Source organism: Streptomyces chisholmiae, assembly GCF_031845445.1.
GTDB classification, from domain to species: domain Bacteria; phylum Actinomycetota; class Actinomycetes; order Streptomycetales; family Streptomycetaceae; genus Streptomyces; species Streptomyces chisholmiae.
Window position 1 is genome coordinate 1 of the sequence record NZ_JAVREO010000069.1, and the last position, 610, is coordinate 610.

Annotated in this window: 1 pseudogene; it reads right to left on the bottom strand. The window is 68.4% G+C overall.

Annotated elements, in window-relative coordinates:
* Positions 1 to 562 (bottom strand): annotated as a pseudogene (locus RM844_RS32085) (glycosyl transferase); the annotation flags it as partial.
* Positions 563 to 610: the final 48 nt, after the last annotated feature.

The following is a 610-nucleotide window of genomic DNA, read 5'->3' on the forward strand; positions in this document are numbered from 1 at the left end:
CAGTGCGGGCCAGGATCCAGCAACGCCACGCCGCGGTGCCCAGAAGCAGTGTCGCCAACCCGATCGGCCCCAGCCGGTCGTCGCGGCGCCGCCACATCTCGTGGAGGCCGATGGCGAACATCGCCGCGACGGCCGGTGCCCGCGACATGCAGTAGTACGGATGAACGTTGGTCTTCATGAAACTCAGCACCAGACCGTCGATCACGAGCCAGGTACCGAACAGGATGGTCCCGGCCCGCACGATGTCGGTGCGCGGTGCCCGGCCACGCGAGATCAGTACCAGGACCACCGCCAGCAGTGCCGCGGGCACCAGCCAACCGATCTCGAAACCGAACTCGCCGGTGAACAGCCGCGGCAGGCCCTGGACCTGATCGCCCCAGCCGCCGTGGTGCTGCGACGCTGCGGGGACCACCGGGTCGACGTCGACGTGGGTGCCGTAGTGGTTGTGGCCGAGAACGCGACCGACTCCGTTGTAGCCGAGCACCAGGTTCATGAAGTTGTTGTCGGTGGACCCGGCGAGGTACGGCCGCGACGAGGCGGGCCACACCAGGGTGAGCACCACGAACCATCCGGCCGAGACGAGAAACGCCCCGAGTGAGCCGGCCAGGTG